The organism is Flavobacterium sp. N1719 (assembly GCF_025947045.1).
GTDB lineage: Bacteria > Bacteroidota > Bacteroidia > Flavobacteriales > Flavobacteriaceae > Flavobacterium > Flavobacterium stagni.
In genome coordinates, this window is the sequence record NZ_CP109993.1 from 1,467,921 (window position 1) to 1,488,612 (window position 20,692).

Annotated in this window: 18 protein-coding genes; 17 read left to right on the forward strand and 1 reads right to left on the reverse strand. The window is 37.7% G+C overall.

Annotated features, from left to right (window positions below; all coding sequences use genetic code 11):
* The first annotated feature begins 3 nt into the window (after positions 1-3).
* The 17 genes from OLM45_RS06210 to OLM45_RS06290 all read left to right on the forward strand — a co-directional run bounded on the left by OLM45_RS06210 (position 4) and on the right by OLM45_RS06290 (position 19,793).
* Positions 4-1,188, forward strand: coding sequence for a glycoside hydrolase family 88 protein (locus tag OLM45_RS06210; RefSeq protein ID WP_264512814.1), 1,185 nt, complete (start codon positions 4-6; stop codon positions 1,186-1,188).
* A 13-nt stretch (positions 1,189-1,201) separates the two neighbouring features.
* Positions 1,202-2,668, forward strand: coding sequence for an MBOAT family O-acyltransferase (locus tag OLM45_RS06215; protein WP_264512816.1), 1,467 nt, complete (start codon positions 1,202-1,204; stop codon positions 2,666-2,668).
* 11 nt (positions 2,669-2,679) lie between these two features.
* Positions 2,680-3,615, forward strand: a complete 936-nt coding sequence (locus OLM45_RS06220) for a hypothetical protein (RefSeq protein ID WP_264512818.1) — start codon at positions 2,680-2,682, stop codon at positions 3,613-3,615.
* Positions 3,616-3,629: 14 nt separating this feature from the next.
* Positions 3,630-4,724, forward strand: a complete 1,095-nt coding sequence (locus tag OLM45_RS06225; protein WP_264512820.1) for a glycosyltransferase family 4 protein — start codon at positions 3,630-3,632, stop codon at positions 4,722-4,724.
* Entirely contained in the window at positions 4,721-5,944 is a 1,224-nt protein-coding gene (locus OLM45_RS06230) for a glycosyltransferase (protein ID WP_264512822.1), read from the forward strand. The genes OLM45_RS06225 and OLM45_RS06230 overlap by 4 nt, the downstream gene beginning before the upstream one ends.
* 7 nt (positions 5,945-5,951) lie before the next feature.
* Positions 5,952-7,025: an acyltransferase family protein gene (locus tag OLM45_RS06235; protein WP_264512824.1), complete on the forward strand. Its 1,074-nt coding sequence runs from the start codon at positions 5,952-5,954 to the stop codon at positions 7,023-7,025.
* Positions 7,026-7,146: 121 nt separating this feature from the next.
* Positions 7,147-8,157 carry an EpsG family protein gene (locus OLM45_RS06240; RefSeq protein ID WP_264512826.1) on the forward strand — a complete coding sequence of 337 codons (1,011 nt, stop codon included), beginning with the start codon at positions 7,147-7,149 and terminating at the stop codon, positions 8,155-8,157.
* 12 nt (positions 8,158-8,169) lie between these two features.
* Positions 8,170-9,195 carry a glycosyltransferase family 2 protein gene (locus OLM45_RS06245; protein ID WP_264512828.1) on the forward strand — a complete coding sequence of 342 codons (1,026 nt, stop codon included), beginning with the start codon at positions 8,170-8,172 and terminating at the stop codon, positions 9,193-9,195.
* A complete protein-coding gene (locus OLM45_RS06250; protein ID WP_264512830.1) occupies positions 9,195-10,073 on the forward strand; it encodes a glycosyltransferase family 2 protein in 879 nt (292 codons plus the stop codon). The genes OLM45_RS06245 and OLM45_RS06250 overlap by 1 nt, the downstream gene beginning before the upstream one ends.
* Position 10,074: 1 nt before the next feature.
* A complete protein-coding gene (locus OLM45_RS06255; RefSeq protein ID WP_264512832.1) occupies positions 10,075-11,058 on the forward strand; it encodes a glycosyltransferase family 2 protein in 984 nt (327 codons plus the stop codon).
* 6 nt (positions 11,059-11,064) lie between these two features.
* Positions 11,065-12,216, forward strand: coding sequence for a glycosyltransferase family 4 protein (locus tag OLM45_RS06260; protein ID WP_264512833.1), 1,152 nt, complete (start codon positions 11,065-11,067; stop codon positions 12,214-12,216).
* Positions 12,209-12,811 (forward strand): sugar transferase, encoded by a 603-nt coding sequence (locus OLM45_RS06265; RefSeq protein ID WP_264512835.1) that lies wholly within the window; start codon positions 12,209-12,211, stop codon positions 12,809-12,811. Before OLM45_RS06260 ends, OLM45_RS06265 begins: the two co-directional genes overlap by 8 nt.
* A complete protein-coding gene (locus OLM45_RS06270; RefSeq protein ID WP_264512837.1) occupies positions 12,801-13,418 on the forward strand; it encodes an acetyltransferase in 618 nt (205 codons plus the stop codon). Before OLM45_RS06265 ends, OLM45_RS06270 begins: the two co-directional genes overlap by 11 nt.
* The gene (locus OLM45_RS06275) at positions 13,411-14,544 is read left to right on the forward strand and encodes a DegT/DnrJ/EryC1/StrS family aminotransferase (RefSeq protein ID WP_264512839.1); all 1,134 of its coding nucleotides are present in this window, start codon (positions 13,411-13,413) and stop codon (positions 14,542-14,544) included. The genes OLM45_RS06270 and OLM45_RS06275 overlap by 8 nt, the downstream gene beginning before the upstream one ends.
* 146 nt (positions 14,545-14,690) lie before the next feature.
* A complete protein-coding gene (locus OLM45_RS06280; RefSeq protein WP_319799986.1) occupies positions 14,691-16,571 on the forward strand; it encodes a nucleoside-diphosphate sugar epimerase/dehydratase in 1,881 nt (626 codons plus the stop codon).
* A gap of 51 nt (positions 16,572-16,622) precedes the next feature.
* The gene (locus OLM45_RS06285) at positions 16,623-17,366 is read left to right on the forward strand and encodes a polysaccharide biosynthesis/export family protein (RefSeq protein ID WP_264512843.1); all 744 of its coding nucleotides are present in this window, start codon (positions 16,623-16,625) and stop codon (positions 17,364-17,366) included.
* 6 nt (positions 17,367-17,372) lie between these two features.
* Positions 17,373-19,793: a GumC family protein gene (locus OLM45_RS06290; RefSeq protein WP_264512845.1), complete on the forward strand. Its 2,421-nt coding sequence runs from the start codon at positions 17,373-17,375 to the stop codon at positions 19,791-19,793.
* Position 19,794: 1 nt separating this feature from the next.
* Here OLM45_RS06290 and OLM45_RS06295 read toward each other — a convergent pair whose 3' ends face one another.
* Positions 19,795-20,526 (reverse strand): tyrosine-protein phosphatase, encoded by a 732-nt coding sequence (locus tag OLM45_RS06295; protein WP_264512847.1) that lies wholly within the window; start codon positions 20,524-20,526, stop codon positions 19,795-19,797.
* Positions 20,527-20,692 lie beyond the last annotated feature (166 nt).

A 20,692-nucleotide genomic window follows, 5' to 3' on the forward strand; every position in this document is an offset into this window, starting at 1 on the left:
GGTATGTGGTTGGGTTTGTTTTTAGCATTACTTGGTTTTGTCTTGCTCTTTGTGGGTGTAGATGCTTGGGTACACTTCAATATTTGGCAAAGTCGGATAAAAATAGGGAGGTATTCCAATGATCAACGATGGCAGCAAGCGATTCAAATCCGAGCGCAATCCTGGTTGAAAAATATGCCGGTAACGAAATTAACGGATAATTCGCGATTGTTACTTTGGGATATGCTTCGTGGAAACTACAAACGCAGTACGATTCAAATTTGGCAAAAAGCGGCTTTATACATCGGTTTAATCGATCTAGCTGAAGCTACTAAGAATAACGAATTACGTGTTGAGGTTCGAAATTCCATACAGGGAATGTTTAATGCAGACGGAACATGGAAAATCAAACCCAAAGAAATGGATTGGGTAATGATGTCGCATGCCGTTATCCGTATCCATGGGAGAGAATTTCCCGAAAAATTCCTACCCGCATTTGAGGAAACCTATGCCTTGATTCAAACTTTAAAAGGAGCGGATGGTTTGATAGCCTATAAAAAGCACATGCCAAATTATCGGTATGTTGATACTTTAGGATTCATTTGTCCTTTTTTGACCCATTATGGATTGAAATTTAACAAACCAGAAGCCATTGAATTGGCCTACCAACAAATTGAAAGTTTCCATCAACACGGCATGATGGCTCAAGAGTTCTTACCTTGTCATACTTACCAAACGACGACTCAATTACCGGTTGGGTTGTTCGGTTGGGGCAGAGGATTAGCTTGGTATGCCTACGGACTCATGGATATGTATTTGGCACTGCCTCAAAACCATCCTTGCCATTCTAAACTGGAAGAGAAAATACAACGTTTTGTGGATTCAGTGCTTAAATTTCAAAATGCAGATGGGAGTTGGGGATGGCTCATTTTTGATGAAAGTTCCCGAAAAGATTCTTCTACGACAGCCGTTTTGGGGTGGGTACTTAGCGCTTTACCGTATGTTTTACAAAATCAAAAAACAAACGAAGCTTTACAAAAAGCAAAAAAATATTTACAATCCGTAACGCTTCGCAACGGCGCTATTGATTTTTCACAAGGGGACACCAAAGCGATTGGGATACATGCTCAAACCTTTGAATTGCTCCCATTTACCCAAGGTTTTGCTTTGCGAATGCAGGCCCACATTAAGTATCAAACAAAAGAATAACCCCTAAAGAGCTATGTTATTTAATTCTTTAAGTTTTGCGGTCTTTTTACCCATTGTTTTTGTCCTGTATTGGTTTGTTTTTCACAAACAATTAAAAGGTCAGAATATATTGCTGTTGGTTGTGAGTTACTTCTTCTATGCCTGCTGGGACTACCGTTTTTTGTTTTTATTAATGTTCTCAACTTTTCTCGATTACAGTACGGGATTAGCCATGTTTGATGCAAAGACTAAATCGTGGAAGCGCTTTTGGTTTTGGTTGAGTATCGGCGTGAATTTAGGGTTTTTGGGATTTTTTAAATACTATAATTTTTTCATTTCCTCATTTGCAGATGCTATTGGTTTGTGGGGAATCCATGTCGATTATTGGACGTTGAATATCATTTTACCCGTCGGGATTTCTTTTTATACCTTTCACGGATTGTCCTATGTAATTGATATTTATTACGACCGAATCCAACCGGAACGCAATTTTATCGATTATTCGGTATTCGTAAGTTTCTTCCCTTTATTAGTGGCAGGACCCATCGAACGGGCAACGCATTTGTTGCCCCAAATACAACGTGTACGGGTTTTTGAGTATGGCAATGCGGTGCTCGGACTCCGACAGATACTCTGGGGATTGTTCAAAAAAATGGTCATCGCAGATAATTGTGCTACTCTAGCTAATCTCATGTTTAACGATGCTGCCCATCAAGAGGGATTAAAATTAGTCATGGGAGCGGTGTTTTTCTCGTTGCAGATTTACGGCGATTTTTCAGGATATTCGGATATTGCTCTCGGTGTTGCCCGATTATTTGGATTTGATTTGTTGCGCAATTTTGCATTCCCCTATTTTTCGAGAGATATCGCTGAATTTTGGCGCAGATGGCATATTTCATTATCCACTTGGTTTCGCGATTATTTGTACATCCCGTTAGGGGGAAGTAAAGGCGGTATGTCCAAAAAAGTTAGAAATACCTTTATCATTTTTTTGGTCAGCGGTTTTTGGCATGGCGCCAATTGGACGTTCATCATTTGGGGATTGCTCAATGCACTTTATATTATGCCTTCCATTGTATTTGAAACCAATAGATCCAATCTGAATACCGTAGCGCAAGGGAAACTTTTTCCGACTATTCGGGAGTTTTTTGCTGTTTTAATTACGTATGGATTGACCGTTTTTGCATGGATTTTTTTCAGAGCAGAATCGGTTACTGCGGCATGGATTTATGTGCAAAATATGGTCAAAGGCTTGTTGTCTAAAGCCGCTTACATTCAAGCCCTTGATTTTACCTTATCCACTGTAGGGTGGGCCTTACCGGTACTTATTTTGTTTTTTATAAGTATTGAATGGTTGGGAAGAGAACAGCAGTTTGCCCTTCAACGATTGGGGGAACGCTGGAAACAACCGGTGCGATGGGTGTTTTATGCCACCCTAATTTTCTTAATCGGAATGTTTATGAAGACGGAAGAAACACCATTTATCTATTTTCAATTTTAATTTAGGTCACTATGAGATTATTTTTAATAAAAATAGGTTGGTTTTCGGTGCTGTGTAGTGGTGTGTATTTGTTGTTGTTGTTTACAGTAGGAACTTTTGCACCTCAATCCTTTAAACCCAATTTAAAATATACCAAAGGAACCTATGGATTTACCAATACCCGCTTGCAAGACATAAAAAAACAATCGAATTTAGATGTATTGGTCGTAGGTTCGTCCCATGCTTACCGCGGATTTGATCCCCGAATATTCAAGGCGAATGGTTACCAAATGTTCAATCTCGGTTCGAGTGCTCAAACGCCAACCCAGACTTTACTCTTGTTAAAACGGTATTTGAAAAATAAAAAAGTGGGCACATTACTTTATGAAGTGTATCCCACAACATTTTCAATTGATGGCGTTGAATCTTCACTTGACATTATAGCCAATGATCAAAATGACATGCTTTCCTTTGCAATGGCTTGCCAAATGAAACATGCTAAAGTAGCCAATACGTTAGTGTATGCCTACATGGATCAACTCTTGCATCCCGTGGCTATCACAGAACCAAAGCATAAAAAAGAAGATACTTATGTTGAGGGTGGATATGTGCAACGCATACAAGGAACTTATACGGCGAACCAATTGCCGAAAAATACCCTAAAAATTGATCCCAAGCAATGGGCGGCTTTTCAAGAAATCATTCAATTGGTGAAACAAAAGAAAATACGTTTGCTACTTGTTTTCGCCCCAGTCACAAAAGCGCTTTATCAGTCGTATACCAATTTGCCCTACTTTGAAAATAAAATCAAAGCGCAAGGGGAATACTATAACTTTAATGGACGAGTAGCGTTGGAAGATCATTTGCATTTTTATGATTCCAATCATATGAACCAAGCGGGTGTCACGTTGTTTAATGCAAAAGTAATGCAGCAATTATTTCCCCCACGAGCAATTGCTCAACCGTAAAAAAAATAAAAACAATGAAACTGTTATACATCACCAATGGTATAAATGGAGCGGGAGGTCTTGAGCGTATTTTGGCTTTAAAGACCAATTTCTTCATTGAAAATTTTGGTCATGAAGTGCATATTTTAGTTTTAAATGATGGTCATTTGGATCCGTTTTATGATTTTAATACTGCTGTTCAGTTTCATTCCATTACCGTTTCGGGTAATCCAGTGACCTATTTTTTACATTACAAAAAACAGATTCAGCAGCTTGTGGGACAAATTAATCCCCAGGTGATTTTGGTTTGTGATGATGGGTTAAAAGGATTTGCGATTCCGCAATTTATTTCCAAAACTATTCCAATTATTTACGAACGCCATGTTTCCAAAGAAATCGAATTTCATGCGAACATGTCGTTTTTGCAACGCACATTGGTCAAAATAAAACACCAAGTCATGAATCGATTGGGTGCCTCTTTTGATCGCTTTGTGGTATTGACCGCTGGGAATTTGGAAGAATGGGATTTAAAAAATACCGTTGTGATTCCAAATTGTCTCACTTTTTATCCCGAAAATACTGCTGATTTATCAGCAAAACGTTGTATCGCTGTAGGCAAACACGGCTATCAAAAAGGATTTGATCGCCTTTTGGACTCGTGGAAAACAGTGCAAGCACAATACTCCGATTGGGAACTCCATATTTATGGAAAATACGAAGAAGACCAATCGTTAATCCGTTTGGCACAACAATTAAAAATAAGTGATTCCGTCTTTTTTCATCAACCTACAAAATCCATTCAAGAAGAATATTTAAAAGCGTCCATCTTTTTATTTTCTTCGCGTTTTGAAGGATTTGGAATGGTGTTGACCGAAGCTATGGCTTGTGGTGTGCCTTGTATTTCCTACGATTGCCATTACGGCCCTTCCGATATAATCCAACAAGGTCAAGATGGACTGTTGATTCCCAATGGCGATACACAAGCTTTTTCCACAGCGATTTGTTCGTTAATTCAAGACGAAAGCATGCGGAAGCAAATGGGAGCATTGGCGAGAGAAAATGTAAAACGGTATCAACCGGAAATCGTTATGGCACAATGGAACGAACTATTTAATACGGTACAACGATGAAAAATATTCTCTTGTTTATGCCCTACGGTAGTGTAGGTGGGATGGAGCGTTTGGCCGCGTATCAGTATGAGGCGTACCGTAAAATGGGATACCGGGTTATCGCCGTAAAAATTATTGGATTACCATCGGATATTATTCATTTTGGTCCCGATGAAATCGTGTTGTCTACCAAAGATTTTTACGAATATTCCACGGCTGCTCGTTTTTGGTTTTACCTAAGAATCCCTTTTATGCTTCGTAAGTTGATCAAAAAACATAAAATCGACTATACCCTTTCCTATGGCGATATGGCCAATGTGTTTAGTGCCGTTTCGTTTACCGATGAATATAAAATTGCAGGCATCCACGCTTTAAAGAGTGTTGAGTTTACGGCCACTTCATTTTTAAATAAAGTATTTAAACAAGCATTTAAATCCATTTACCGTCGGTTCCAAAAAGTAGTTTGTATCAGCGAAGCCATCAAAAAAGATTTATTGGAAAATTGCGAATACCGTTTTCCTGAAAATTTGCAAGTCATCTACAATCCCCACGATATCCCCAAAATTCAAGCGTTAATGCAAGAGGAGTTGCAAATTCAGGACGAGCATGTTCTCTTTCAACACCGAACGATTGTCTTTGTGGGTCGGATGTCGGTTCAAAAAGCTCCTTGGCATTTGATTAAAGCGTTTGCATTATTACGTCAAAACGAAGCCTTTGCCGATGTGAAATTGGTTTTTATTGGTGATGGAAATGAGACTGTTGTAGCCAAGTGTGAAGCGTTGATTCAGAAATATGCATGCCAAGATGCAGTTGTATTTTTGGGTCGAAAAAGCAATCCGTTTCAATACGTGCATCGAGCGACAGTACTGGCTTTATCATCCTATTATGAAGGAACTCCCAATGTCATAGTGGAAGCCATCGCTACGCAAACCCCGATTGTTTCGTCTAATTGTACTGCGGGTATCATTGAATTGATGGCGATTGAACCACCGCTTGAGGCGTCTCATTGGATTGCTACGGAGTCCGGACTCATCACTCCCAATTTCTTTAAAGGTACATTGGATATCCCGCAAGAAGACGCATATACTAAAGAAGAATCCGATTTTGCATTAGCTTTAGCGGAAGTGTTGCAACATCATTCGGATTACCGGGAACAACTGAAATTGCATCAAGCGGAATTGTTGTCCAAATTTGATTTGGAAACGGTGGCATTAGCTTATATTAACGAAGATTGGCAATAAATAGACTATGGGGAAGAAACTAGAAAAATTAGAGGCTATACGCGGTTTTGCAGCTTTATATGTGGTGTTTCATCATCTTTTTGCGTCGGGTTTAGTGATTGGCGGAATCAATTTTTCCTTTTTGTTTCGCTTCGGACAAGAAGCGGTAATTCTTTTCTTTATTTTATCGGGTTTTGTCATTTCGTATTCTTTTGAAAAGGCAAAAGACAAACGATTCAGCTTGTTTTTTACCAAACGATTCATCCGAATTTATTTCCCACTACTTATTGTTTTTATCCTGCATTATTTGATGTTGTCTTACCAAAAAGGGCAATGGGTATTTGTTCAATGGAAACATTTATGGGGTAATTTAGCCATGCTTCAGGACAATTACCACACCAAACCTAATGTGATTACCGGGCCCTTTTTAGACAATGATCCCTTATGGTCGTTGTCCTACGAGTGGTGGTTTTATATGATTTATTTTGTGCTATACCGTTTTCAACCCAAAATTCGCAATACCGTCGTTTATGGTTTAGGAATAGTGGGAGCGCTTACCTATATCTATTACCCCAATTTTCTCAATCGTGAAGTGATGTATTTGACGATTTGGTGGATGGGTGTCGAAATGTCAATGTTGTATCTAAAAGGGCAACCCCTTTCATTTCAAACCCTAAAATCTTTGTTTTTAGTCTTAACTTGCATTGCGGTTATTCTTACTTTTCCTATTGTAAATCAATGGGCAACATTAAAAGTAAATTTGGGAGTCGTATTGGGGAAACATCCTATTTTAGAGTGGCGGCATTTTGTATTTACAATTGGGATTACGGGAGTAGCATTACTTTGGAAAAAGTTGAAATGGATCGGCTTCCAGTATACTTTTGCCCCGTTTCAGTCCATTGCCTCAATCTCTTTTGTGTTGTACATTTCCCATTATTTTTTAATTACACAGGCCCATTATTTAGATTCCTTTGGGTGGCCATATGGATTACAACTCCTTATTTATTTTGGGGGTTGTTTGGGATTTTCATTCGTTTTAGAGCGAAAAATTTATCCTGCATTTTACAAATTTGTCATGAAAAAATGCTTTCCACCCAAGTAAAAAAGGTATTTTTACACCAAATTGCAAACGATTGGGAACACTCATACCAATACAAAATTATGTCTCGGTTTACTACAATGTACTGTTAGTTCTAACGGTATTTTTTGCAATTTATGCAAGTATGTCAACCCTTGAAACCAAATCTTCATTGCGTCCAGGGAGTGCATTTGGATTTGTTTTCTTGGTTTATGTTTTACTTTTCATGGGGTTGCGCCCAATTTCCTACCGATTTGGGGACATGTTAATTTACAACATCCAATTTCAAAATTTGAAAAATGGTTTTGGAATGACATTTAAAAAGGACGTTGTATTTGAGTATTTCATGTATTTCATGTCAAGGATTGGAGATGTTTACCTGTTTTTCTTCGCCTGTTGCGTGTTGTATGTCTTGCCGTTATATGCCTTTTCTAAGAAAATATTTCAGGAATATTGGGCTTTTGCCTTTGTGATGTTAATGATCTCTTTTTCGTTTTGGTCCTATGGAACAAACGGTATTCGCAACGGTATTGCCACCAGTATATTTTTATACGGTTGTTCAAGATCCAATCGGTTTCTAGCGATTTTCATTGTGATTCTTTCTATGTACATTCATAAATCATTAATCATACCCGTAGCGGCTTATTTTATTGTGATGATGTACAACAATCCCAAAGCGTATTTTTACTTTTGGTTGGCTTGTATTCCTTTGTCCTTATTGTTGGGCGGATTTTTCACCAATTTGTTTTTAAGTTTGGGTATCGTTGAACAGGATAGGGTTACCGTTTATTTGGATGATTTTAACCAAGCTTCAGAAGGGGTGAAATTAAAAGTAGGTTTCCGTTGGGACTTCCTTTTATACAGTGCTGTGGGCGTGTTTGTTGGATGGTATTTTGTATTCAAGAAAAAATTTGAAGATAAATTTTACCACCGTATTTTAAGTATGTATTTGATTGCCAATGCCTTTTGGGTGATTGTAATTAAAGCGAATTATTCCAATCGTTTTGCTTATTTATCGTGGTTCATGTTGGGGGTCGTAATCATTTATCCTTTTTTAAAGGTGAAATATTTTGACAATCAAAACCGAATAATTGCCGCAGTATGTATTGCTTATTTTACCTTTACCTATTTGTTGGAAATCGTACTTATAAGCTGAAATAATTGATACATGGAAGCCATCACCATAATCGTCGCTTGTTACAATGTTGAAGCCTTTTTAGAAGAGTGTCTTCAGAGTATCGCCAATCAAACGTATACCCATTTTAAAGTTTTAGCGATCAATGATGGCGCAACTGACGCTACTCCTAAAATCATCGATCAATTTGCCGCGAAAGATGCCCGATTTCAGGCCATTCACCAATCCAATAAAGGACTTTCAGAAACCCGAAATGTGGGAATTGCTGAAGTAAGAACGCCATGGGTAACTTTTATCGACGGCGATGATTATTTAGCTCCCAATTATTTGCAACAATTACTACTTAATGCCAACCACCACGATGCCGTGCTTTGTAGTTATAACCGGGTGTATAAAACAACACAGTTACCCCGTAAGTTTGGGATGTCGGGATCATGGGAAGCGTCTCAACTACAACGCCGCATTATTGGTTTAGTCAATGAAGAACTTAGCGATCCAAGTCAGGCAGACAGCATGGTTACCGCTTGGGGGAAATTGTACCGCTCTGAAATTATAACGGAACATCACTTGCAATTTACCAGTACCAAATTGATTGGAACAGAAGATGCCTTATTTAATATTCAATATTTAGAACAGGCAAAATCCGTATTTATTTTGGACGAACCCTTGTACCAATACCGTAAGTACAATTTGCATTCGCTGACCAATACGTACAAAGCCCACTTAAAAATGCAGTGGAGTACGTTGTATGAAAAAATACGACCCTACACCCAAAATAAAAACCAAATTTTTGAAACGGCTTTTTATAATCGTGTAGCACTCAGTCTAATTGGATTGGGGTTAAACGAACAACTCAATCCCAACGGATTTACAGCGCGCTATGCTGCAATAAAAGCATTACTCAATGAACCGCTTTACAGAAAAGCCTACGCTGATTTGAAGTACTCCTTTTTGCCCTTGCATTGGAAAGTATTTTTTATTTTGGCCAAATGGCGCTGCGTAATTGGCGTACTCTTGATGTTGGCCGCAATTCAAAACATCCTTAAAAAGAATCAATAATGAAAACATTGACCCTTTTTACTCCAACGTATAATCGTGCCTATTGTCTTAAAGATATTTATGACAGTTTGTTGCGTCAAACGTCTTCCGATTTTCATTGGCTTATAGTTGATGACGGTTCGACCGATACTACCCAAGAATTGGTTGAGGAATGGATGGAAGAGAATCGGATTTCCATGGATTATATTTATAAAGAAAATGGAGGATTGCATACCGCTTACAATTCGGCTATCGCCCTTTTGGAAACAGAATTAGCCGTTTGCATTGATTCCGATGATTACCCACCCGATAATGCCGTGGAACTCATCATTGATTTTTGGAAATCAGAAGGGAGTGATGAATATGCAGGAATTATAGGTTTGGATTTTTACAAAGGGGGAGGTGCCATTGGCGGAGATTTGCCTCCTGTGAAAAGTGTGCATATCATCGAACTTACCGATAAATACGGCTATGTGGGAGATACTAAAATGGTACATCGCACGGAGTTGTTAAAGGCGATTCCACCCATGCCAACATTTAATGGGGAGAAAAATTTTAATCCCATTTATTTGTATTTGCAAATTGATATACACTATCCATTACTTGTATTAAATGAAAATTTGTGCTTTGTTGAATATGCCGACACAGGCATGTCAAGGAATATTTTTCATCAGTATGTCAATAGTCCGAATAGCTTTGCAGCCATGCGGAAACTCAATATGACCTTGCCCAAAGCATCCTATGGGTTTGTGTTTAAAAATGCAATTCATTATGTCAGCAGTTGTTTGTTTGCCAAAAATTGGAAAGCAATTGCTGCCTCACCGCGGAAATTAACCACCTTTTTCGCTATACCGTTCGGAATACTGTTGTATTTTTATATCCAATTCAAAACACGCTAAAGTGCCTTTTTTTTCCATAATCATTCCGGTTTATAATGTTGAGGATTATCTTCCAAAGTGTGTGGAGTCGATTCAACAACAGTCGTTTACCGATTTTGAAATAATCTTGGTTGATGATGGATCACCCGATGCTTCACCCCAACTTTGTGATACGTTGGCTCAAAATGATGCGCGAATTGTAGCGATTCATAAAACCAACGGCGGTGCATCCGATGCCCGTAATGTAGGGGTTCAACTGGCCAAAGGCGACTATATTCTTTTTGTCGATAGTGATGATTATTGGGAAGGAACTACCGGTTTGGCCGCAGTTCATGATAAAATTCTTCAAACACAAGCCGATGTGGTAGTATATGGAACCCATGATTTTTATGAATCCACACAAACCAAAGTGATGACCCGCGGGAATTATCCCCAATGGTCGGCTACACAAACGAAAGCGGAACGGTTAGATTCGCTTATGGCAACACATAATTTTCCGGGAGCTGCATGGATCATGGCAACACGAAGAAGGCTACTGGTAGATAATGCCATCAATTTTAAAATAGGAATTAAAGCAGAAGATATCGACTGGATTATCCATGTTTTAGTGCATGCGAAATCCGTTGAAACCGTGAATGATGCATTCTATATTTACAGAAAAAATAGACCCGGTTCGGTAACAACTACTGCGGATTATAAAAATGTAGAAGGGATTTTGTACGCCATTGAAACATGGCAAGCAAATTTGGAATCGTCAAATCTCCCTGAAAAGCAAGCGTTATTGCAGTATCTCGCTACCCAATATTTTACAGCTTTTGTGTCATTTGCTCCTTTGGAAGCTTCAAAAAAAGCTCTATTACTTCCGCGACTTCAAAATGCTCGTTCCATTTTAAATTATGACCCAACTGGAAGAGCTAAAATGGCTAAAGTATTGCTCTCCATTGTTGGAGTGCGCGGTTTCGCTTTTATTGTATATCAAATGTATCATTGGAAAAAAACAAAATAGTAAATCGTGAAAATCATACGAACAGCAACCGTAGCTTTGTCTTTGGATCTTTTACTGAAAGGGCAGTTGTCTTTTTTGGCCAAAAAACATGAAGTGATTGCTATTGCTGGGGAAGACGACCATTTAAAAACAGTTGCTGCTCGCGAACAAGTTCGTGTCATTCCAGTGACTATGCAAAGGGCGATCCGACCCTTTCACGATTTTGTTTCTTTGATTACATTGTTTTTTGTTTTACGAAAAGAAAAACCAACGTTGGTGCATTCTATTACACCGAAAGCTGGTTTGTTAACCATGACGGCTGCTTGGTTGGCCGGTGTTCCCATTCGTATTCATACGTTTACCGGACTCATTTTCCCCTACCGAAGCGGATTCATGTTCACGTTGTTGAAGATGATGGATGCGTTTATTTGTCGATTTGCTACACACATTATCGCAGAAGGAAATGGGGTGAAAGAGTTGTTGGTGCAGCATTCTGTTACAACTAAACCAATTACAATTCTAGCGCACGGTAATGTAAACGGTATCGATGTTGACTTTTTTAGTAGTTCAGCGATTAAAGAAGATAAAGTAAGCCTACGAGAAAAATATGGAATAGCGTCATCTGCGACGGTATTTGTTTTTGTGGGCCGTTTGGTAAAGGATAAAGGGATTGTTGAATTGGTGGAAGCATTTGAGGAACTTTATGCCAATAACAAAACGATACAATTGGTTTTGGTAGGGCCTTTAGAATCTGACTTGGACCCGTTGCCCGTGGCGCTATTAGATGTAATCCAAAACCATCCCAATATTCACCAGATGGGTTACCAATCGGATGTGCGCCCTTTTTTAAAAATGGCGGATTGTTTAGTGTTGCCGAGCTATCGCGAAGGATTTCCCAATGTAGTATTGCAAGCTGGTGCTATGGAATTGCCGTGTATTGTTACGGATATTCCAGGTTGTAATGAAGTGATTATACCGGATGAAAATGGATGGATAGTGCCTTCAAAAAATGGAAAAGCCTTATCTTTGGCCATGGCAAAATTTTGTGAAGTACACGAAATGCAACCAGCTATGGCACAAAAGGCTCGAAAAGAGATTGTATCAAAATTCACCCATGAATTGGTTTGGAATGCAACAGCAGCCTTTTACGAACAATGTGAAAAAGAAAGAAATGTATAAATCAGTAGTCAAACCTTTACTTGATTTTTGTTGTGCAATATTTGGTTTGTTGCTTGCCTCACCCCTATTGCTTTTGGTCACTTTGTTTTTGACCATTGCCAACCAAGGTAAACCCTTTTTTAAGCAACGTAGACCGGGAAAAAACGGGAAAATTTTTACCATCATTAAATTTAAAACAATGAATGATAAAAAAGATGCGCATGGAAATTTATTACCGGATGCCGATCGTCTAACACGCATTGGGGCTTTTGTCCGTAAAACGTCTTTAGACGAAATCCCACAATTAATCAATGTTCTCAAGGGTGACATGAGTTTAATAGGTCCAAGACCTTTATTGACCCATTATTTGCATTTGTATAATGATTTTCAAAATCGAAGACATGAGGTCAAACCCGGTATCACTGGTTGGGCGCAAGTTAACGGACGAAATGCCATTTCATGGGATAAAAAGTTTGAATATGATGTGTGGTACGTTGACCATATTTCATTTCTTGTAGATTTAAAAATACTTTTCAAAACACTATTAAAAGTGGTGAAAAGTGAAGGGATTAACGCTGCCGATTCCAGCACAATAGAACCGTTCAATGGAAACTAAAGTTATACTTTTTGGCGCAAGCGGGCACGGAAGAGTGGTACTCGATATTTTAAAAACGAATGGAATTTCGGTTGCCGTAATTTGTGATGATCATCCCAAGGTGGATGAAATTGCTGGCGTACCTGTTCGACCAACTCCAGAAGTTGATTTCCAACATAGCCAATTGATTTTATCCATAGGAAATAACAAAGTAAGAGCCCTTTTAGCCCAAAAATACCAACTTCCATTTCAACAAGCGGTGCATCCCAAGGCAGTACTTGCTCATTCGGTTCAAATTGGAGAAGGTTCTGTAATTATGGCGGGTGCGGTATTAAATCCGGATGTAATAGTTGGAAAACACAGTATTATTAATACAGGAGCATTAATTGACCATGAATCACAAATTGGAGATTTTGTGCATATCTCTCCAGGGGTAGCATTAGCCGGAAATGTAACGGTTGGTGAAGGTACACATGTGGGTATTGGAGCTTGTGTCATTCAAGGTATAAAAATTGGAAAATGGTGTACAATAGGCGCCGGCGCTGTAATCATTAAAGATATCCCCGATTATGCAGTGGTCGTTGGGAATCCAGGAAAAATAATAAAATACAATCAACCTCATGAATAAATCTAAAATTTGGTTGTCTTCCCCACATATGGGCGGCAATGAACAAAAGTATGTACAAGAAGCATTTGATACCAATTGGGTTGCACCCTTGGGTCCAAATGTGACCGGATTTGAATCGGATTTAGAGCAGTATTTAGGAGGTGAAAAATATGTTGCGGCCTTGAGTTCGGGGACAGCTGCTTTGCACTTGGCTTTAATTCAATTAGGGGTAGGGCCAGGCGATGAGGTAATTTGCCAATCCATGACTTTTTCAGCTTCTGCCAATCCGATAGTTTATCAAGGTGCGACACCAATTTTTGTGGATTCAGAACCTGAGACATGGAATATTTGCCCGAATGCACTCGAAGAAGCAGTTAAAGACCGAATTGCCAAAGGTAAAAAACCGAAAGCGATTATTGCAGTTCATTTGTACGGTATGCCGTTTCAAGTCGATGCGGTTATGGCCATTGCCAATAAATATGAAATTTCGCTTATTGAAGACAGTGCAGAAGCATTGGGAAGTCATTATAAAGGCCAAAAATGTGGAACAATTGGAGCCTTTGGTGTTTTATCATTCAATGGGAATAAAATAATAACTACTTCTGGCGGAGGAGCATTGGTTACGGGTAATCAGGCAACAAAAGAGAAAATCGTTTTCCTAGCCACTCAAGCACGTGATGCTGCTCCTCATTACCAACACAGTGCCATTGGATACAATTATCGATTAAGTAATATTTGTGCAGGAATCGGGCGTGGACAAATGGAAGTTTTGGATAAACACATTCAACTACGCCGAGAAATGCATGCATTTTATAATGAATTGTTTAAAGAAAATGATGGAATAACTTTGTTTACGGAACCCAATTCTGAATATTTTTCCAACCATTGGTTGTCAGCAATTACTGTAAATTCAGAGGTGCGAAACGGAATCACAAGTGAACAATTACGACTGCGTTTTGAAGCAGAGAATATTGAAAGTCGGCCCCTATGGAAACCCATGCATTTACAGCCCGTTTTTGAGGGTTTGCCTTATTATGGTGGAAATGTAGCAGAAAATTTATTTTTAAACGGATTGTGTTTACCCTCAGGGTCTAATCTATCTGATAGTGATAGAGAACGCATTGCCGCGGTAATAAATTCGATTTAAGTTTTTTTTAAGAAATAAAAATACCTAAATTTACCTCAAGTAATTCTACTGAATTGAAGGGACAGGATAGACATAATTTTATTTCCGTTTTATTAAGCGCGTTTAGCGATATTAATACGGGATTCAGCTTTCGAAATTTGGGTTATTTGCCCCGTTGGCTCATCTTGTTGTTTGATGTTTGTATTGTTTTAATTTCAGGAATTTTTACTTATTTTCTGTTCAAAGGTTTGCGATTATCGTATGTCCCTGACGAACATTTGTGGTTTGCCTCATTGTTTTACGTAACCATCAATGTGTTTTTCTTTTGGTTATACCGTACCTACTCCGGAATCATTCGTCATTCCTCTCTCATTGACGCATTAAAATTATTTTTCTCTCAGTTTTCCACTTTTGTGGCTATATTGGTTTTTAACTTTATTGTTATTGTTTTTACCAAGTCAAAAGTATATTTGACAACTGGAGCGTTTATCAATGCGGTACTCTCGTTTAGTTTTTTGTTTTTCTTCCGATTGGTTGTAAAGCAGGTCTTTGATAAACTTTTTAGTTCCAATTCTGATGAAAACAAAACTACCGCAATCATTTATGGGACAGATGCCAACGCTACGGCTGTAGCTAGTGCTCTCATGTCTGAAAATCCAGGACGCTTTAAAGTACTTGGATTTATAGACAAGGATAATCAAAATTTCACCAAGCGAATTTTGAATTTACCCATTTTCCAAATCAAAAAGAGTATTCCTGTTTTATTGCGTTCAAAATCCGCTACTGCTTTAATCATAGCTGACCGATCGTTGACCAAAGAAGAACGGTCGATTATCGTAGATGAGTGCATTGAATACGGGTTTAAAGTGTATACATTGCCCGTCGTTTCAGATTGGGACGACCAAAAAGAAATTTCGAAAAAAATCAAAAATTTTGAAATTCATGATTTGTTAGAACGCAAACCCATTTCCTTAGATACCCGTTTGATTTCTGAAAATTTACATGGCAAAACCATATTGGTAACGGGTGCTGCAGGATCGATTGGTAGCGAGATTGTTCGCCAAGTCATTCACTTTAAGCCCCAACGTATTCTTTTATTGGATCAAGCAGAAACTCCTTTACATGCTTTATCCTTAGAAATTGCACAATATAACGATGTAGAAATCGTGGATATCATCGGAGATGTTCGTGATATTCAGTACATGGAGTACTTATTTAATATTTACAAACCCAATGTGGTGTACCATGCAGCTGCCTACAAGCATGTTCCTTTAATGGAAATTAATCCATCACAAGCGGTTTTTACGAATGTCTTGGGTACTAAAAACGTAGCCGATTTGTCCAATAAATATCATGTGGAGCGATTTGTCATGATTTCTACGGATAAGGCAGTTAATCCAAGTAGCGTGATGGGCGCTAGTAAGCGAATCGCCGAAATGTATGTGCAGTCCAAACATTTTAAACACAAACGATTAAAATCGGAGCGATTTACGCGATTTATCACTACGCGTTTTGGTAATGTTTTGGGTTCCAATGGGTCGGTAGTGCCTTTGTTTACTAAACAAATTCAAGAAGGAGGTCCGATTACCATTACCCATCCTGAAATCATCCGTTATTTCATGACAATACCCGAAGCATGTCAATTGGTGTTGGAAGCCGGATCGATGGGGCAAGGAGGCGAGATTTTTATTTTCGACATGGGGAAACCGGTCAAGATTATCGACTTAGCGCGTAAAATGATTCGGTTAGCCGGTTATGTTCCCGAAAAAGATATTGCTATAAAAATTGTCGGATTGCGCCCAGGTGAAAAATTGTATGAGGAATTATTGAATGATTCTGCCAAGAATCTTCCTACGTATCATGAAAAAATCATGATTGCGATGGAAACGAGTGCCGACTTTGAAGAAATCTCTTTGAAAGTAGCTAGCTTAATTGATGCCGCTAAAAATGGAGAAGTTAACCAAACGGTTGCCTTAATGAAGGATTTGGTTCCCGATTTTAAAAGCATGAATTCCATCTATGAAAAGTTAGATAGCACAGTGAGTTAAACCTTTTTTTATAGCATTAATTAGTATATTTGCACCTCACAATTTAATTTCATGAAAAAATTATCATTTCTTCTTTTGCTTAGTGTCGTTCTGACTCAAGTGTCCTGTATCTCATCAAAAAAATATTATTATTTGCAAGGGGAATATGATATGAAAAACTCCTCAGCAAATTATGAGCCGATCATTCAAAAAGATGATCGTATTTCAATTATGGTTACGTCAGTGCAAAAAGAAATGGCTGAACCTTTTAATATGTCCAATTTTAATAATTCAAATACAAATAATATTAATATTGGCTATCTTGTTGATAGTAATGGAAATATTGATTTTCCAGTATTGGGTAAAATATCGGTCGCAGGTTACACTGTTGAACAGTTAAAATTGATGTTGAAAGACAAATTGTCCAATTATTTAAACGATGCTGTAGTCAATGTTCGGATTTTAAATTTTAAAGTAACAGTTTTGGGTGCAGTTAGCAATCCAGGCGTTAAAAATTTTGAAACCAATCGTGTTACACTATTAGATGCTTTAGGCGAAGCGGGTGATTTGACTGTATTTGGAAAAAGAGAAAACATATTAATTATTAGGGATTATCAAGGTGTAAAATCCTTTCATAGAGTAGATATTTCAGATGCAAATTTTGTAAATTCTCCTTTTTATTACTTAGATCAAAATGACATGATTTATGTCCAAGAGCGCAAAGCGAAAGTGGATGCCACATCCTTCCCAAGTTTGCCTTTAATTGTATCAATTTTGTCCTTGGTCACTACAGTTCTTATTTTAATAAATCGATAAAAGCTAATGCAAAATCAACTTTCAAACCAAGAAACAACTTCCGTTAAATCCGAAGAATTTAATTTGAAAGATACCCTCTTTCGCTATTTATTTTTCTGGAAATGGTTTGTAGTTTCGGTATTAATTTGTTTAACTATTGCATTTATATTTTTACGCTACAAAGAGATTCATTACGGAGTAAACTCTACTATACTCATTAAAGATGAGAAAAAAGGGGGTACGAGTGAGTTCTCTGCATTCAGTGATTTGAATATTTTTTCTGCAAAAAATAATATCGAAAATGAGATTGTTATTTTAAAATCGCGTGGAATTTCGCAAAGCGTTGTTAAAAAATTAGACCTGGATATTAGCTATTTCAGTCAGGGAAGAGTTGTCACTAAAGAACTTTATAATGAGTCTCCCATAAAAATAGTTTTCACTAGAAAGAACGATAATTATTACACAAAACCCTTGTCTCTTCTAGTGCGCGTTTTGAATAAAGAGGAATTCGAAATTAGTACTGCCGATCGTAACAATGTAAAAAAATACCGTTTTGGTCAAAAAATAGCTTGCCCCATTGGTGAATATCTGTTACAATTAGAATATCCGCTGCCTTCTGGGGTAACCAATGATATTTTAATTGTAAAAAATAATTTGGAATCGGTTTCCAATGCTTTGATGGCGAATTTAGTAGTTGTTGGGCAAGAAAAAACCAATATTATTTACTTATCGGTCAATGATTTAATTCAACAGCGCGGTATTGATTATCTCAACGCAGTCATTGATCAATATAATGAAGATGCAGTTCGCGACCGTAATCAAGTCGCGGAGTTTACCAAAGAGTTCATTAATAAACGATTAGAAATTATCACCAAAGAATTAGGAGGTGTTGAAAGCAACGCTGAGCAATTTAAAAAACAACGTGGACTAACGTATTTAGAGGCCGATGCGGAAGTGAGTTTAAGTTCGAAACTCGAGTACAATAAATCCGTTTTGGATATTGAAACCGAACTTAAAGTCAGTGATTATTTATTGCAAGAAGTCAAAAAATTAAAAAAAGGCGGATTAATTCCGACCAACGTTATTACGGCTTCTCCCACGTTAGTGGCCAACATCAACCGTTTTAATGAGGTTGAATTGTTACGCAAAGGGATGCTTACTTCAGCAACAGAAAACAACCCTAAGGTTCGTGTGCTTGATAAAGAATTGGATGAGTTGAAAATGAATATTATCAGTAGTATCATCAGCCATCAAAAAGATTTGAATATCAAGAAAAATGATTTGGCGGGGCAACGGAATTTATACCAAGGAAAAGTCTATGATTTCCCTACCAATGATCGTTTTTACAATGAAATTGCACGTCAACAAAAAATTAAAGAAACATTGTATCTCTATTTGTTGCAAAAGCGTGAAGAAACCGAAATTTCATTAGCTGTAACTTCACCCAAGGCCAAAATTATTGACAGGGCTTTTGCAACAGGGCCTATCTCGATCAAAGCTTCTTTAGTTTATGTTATTGGTTTTATTCTTGGATTGTTAATTCCAATATTAGTATTGTTCATCCGATTTGTTTTAGATACCAAAGTAAAAACCCGCATGGATGTTGAACGTAATGTGTCCATTCCATTCTTAGGAGATTTACCTAAGGCACAAAACAATGAAGAAATTATTAGTTCCAATAGCCGTTCTAGTTCTGCCGAAGCGATACGAATTATCCGAACTAATTTGGAATTTATGCTTTCGGAAGTTGCCGAAAAAACGTGTAAAACAATTTTTGTAACTTCTTCTGTGCCCAAAGAGGGGAAAACATTTATTGCTATAAATTTAGCGACAACAATTGCTTTATCCGGTAAAAAAGTATTGGTAGTGGGTATGGATATTCGAAATCCTAAGTTGGACGTTTATGTAAATCTTCCCAACAAAGGAATCACCAATTACTTATCAAAGTCGGGAGAAAACATCAAAGATTATTTAGCTAAAATAAATGGTTATGACAACTTTTTTGCATTGCCATCCGGTGTGATTCCACCCAATCCGGTTGAGTTATTGATGCATAAAAAGGTAGAAGATATGTTTGCCGAATTAAAGCAGGAATTTGATTATATCATTGTAGATACAGCTCCTGTGAGTGTAGTAACCGATACCTTCTTGATTTCAAAATATGCTGATGCATTTATCTATGTGATTCGTGCCAACTACCTTGATAAACGTATGCTGCGATTTGCAGAATCGATATACAAAGAAGGAAAACTTCCCAATATGTCGGTGGTGTTAAATGATACAGAGGTACAACGCACCTATGGTTACGGCTACGGATATGGCTACGGCTACGGTTATGGCTATGGCTATGGCTATGGGTACGGCTACGGTTATGGCTATGGTGTTGAAGAGAAAAAAATAACCTTTACCGATAAGGTTTTACAATTTTTCAAAGGCGGAAAAAAATAAATTATTTTTTTAAAAGCATATTATTAGTAAGCAGGGGTTGTAACAACTCCTGTTTTTTTATGCGAATCGGATTCGAAAAGGCATCCAAGTGGCGATCATGATGAATGTCCGTTCCTGAGAAATCGTACAGGCCGGCACTTAATAGCAATTCAGCGGTTTTTGCAACAGGAAAACCATAATATCCCGTAACGGAGAGTAAATTAAGTTGAAATAAACACCCCGCTTTTTTTAGTTTTTTATAATCCTCCATGCGTCCGTGATAGAAATTATAGCGTTCAGGATGTGCTAAAATAGGACGATAGCCCTCAACTTGTATCTCAAAAAGAAAATCAAAGAGTTGGAGTGGCGGATGATGATACGACATTTCAATTAATACAAAATCATCTTTTATAGTTAACAAAGGTCCTTGCTGTAAATGATTTCTAAATTGGTCGTCCAGCATATATTCTGCCCCCAAATGAATGTTTTTCCCTTCAAAAAAGGAATCTTTTTTTAAGGAATTAAACGTTTCTGTTAACCCAGTATTTGTATTTTCCCATACTTGGGACATGATATGTGGGGTCATCACACAAGATGTAATGCCCAATTGCTTCATTTTTTCAAACAAATTCTTCGTAGTCGTAATGTCAGCAGCACCATCATCTACACCCGGTAACAAATGATTGTGAATGTCGTGGTATCCGTTTTCAAACAAGGATGACAATTGAAGTTTATTTTTCTTAAAAAAAAACATATTTGAAATTTGATGTAAATGTAATTAAATTACAATTCGAATAAGACTATCAAAATATGTTTCCTAAATTTGACGCGTAATAAACTAGGATGGGAAACAAACTCAAAGCATTACTAAAATCGCAATTTAAGTATCTGCATTTCTTTTATCAAATTTTAAAGATACG

What these genes read in the sequence shown, in the direction of transcription:
- OLM45_RS06235 (WP_264512824.1), top strand. Translation starts at nt 5,952, where the DNA reads ATGGGGAAGAAACTAGAAAAATTAGAGGCTATACGCGGTTTTGCAGCT.
- OLM45_RS06245 (WP_264512828.1), top strand. Translation starts at nt 8,170, where the DNA reads ATGGAAGCCATCACCATAATCGTCGCTTGTTACAATGTTGAAGCCTTT.
- OLM45_RS06225 (WP_264512820.1), top strand. Translation starts at nt 3,630, where the DNA reads ATGAAACTGTTATACATCACCAATGGTATAAATGGAGCGGGAGGTCTT.
- OLM45_RS06265 (WP_264512835.1), top strand. Translation starts at nt 12,209, where the DNA reads ATGTATAAATCAGTAGTCAAACCTTTACTTGATTTTTGTTGTGCAATA.
- OLM45_RS06240 (WP_264512826.1), top strand. Translation starts at nt 7,147, where the DNA reads ATGTCAACCCTTGAAACCAAATCTTCATTGCGTCCAGGGAGTGCATTT.
- OLM45_RS06250 (WP_264512830.1), top strand. Translation starts at nt 9,195, where the DNA reads ATGAAAACATTGACCCTTTTTACTCCAACGTATAATCGTGCCTATTGT.
- OLM45_RS06285 (WP_264512843.1), top strand. Translation starts at nt 16,623, where the DNA reads ATGAAAAAATTATCATTTCTTCTTTTGCTTAGTGTCGTTCTGACTCAA.
- OLM45_RS06275 (WP_264512839.1), top strand. Translation starts at nt 13,411, where the DNA reads ATGAATAAATCTAAAATTTGGTTGTCTTCCCCACATATGGGCGGCAAT.
- OLM45_RS06270 (WP_264512837.1), top strand. Translation starts at nt 12,801, where the DNA reads ATGGAAACTAAAGTTATACTTTTTGGCGCAAGCGGGCACGGAAGAGTG.
- OLM45_RS06230 (WP_264512822.1), top strand. Translation starts at nt 4,721, where the DNA reads ATGAAAAATATTCTCTTGTTTATGCCCTACGGTAGTGTAGGTGGGATG.
- OLM45_RS06210 (WP_264512814.1), top strand. Translation starts at nt 4, where the DNA reads ATGTGGTTGGGTTTGTTTTTAGCATTACTTGGTTTTGTCTTGCTCTTT.
- OLM45_RS06290 (WP_264512845.1), top strand. Translation starts at nt 17,373, where the DNA reads ATGCAAAATCAACTTTCAAACCAAGAAACAACTTCCGTTAAATCCGAA.
- OLM45_RS06295 (WP_264512847.1), bottom strand. Translation starts at nt 20,526, where the DNA reads ATGTTTTTTTTTAAGAAAAATAAACTTCAATTGTCATCCTTGTTTGAA.
- OLM45_RS06220 (WP_264512818.1), top strand. Translation starts at nt 2,680, where the DNA reads ATGAGATTATTTTTAATAAAAATAGGTTGGTTTTCGGTGCTGTGTAGT.
- OLM45_RS06215 (WP_264512816.1), top strand. Translation starts at nt 1,202, where the DNA reads ATGTTATTTAATTCTTTAAGTTTTGCGGTCTTTTTACCCATTGTTTTT.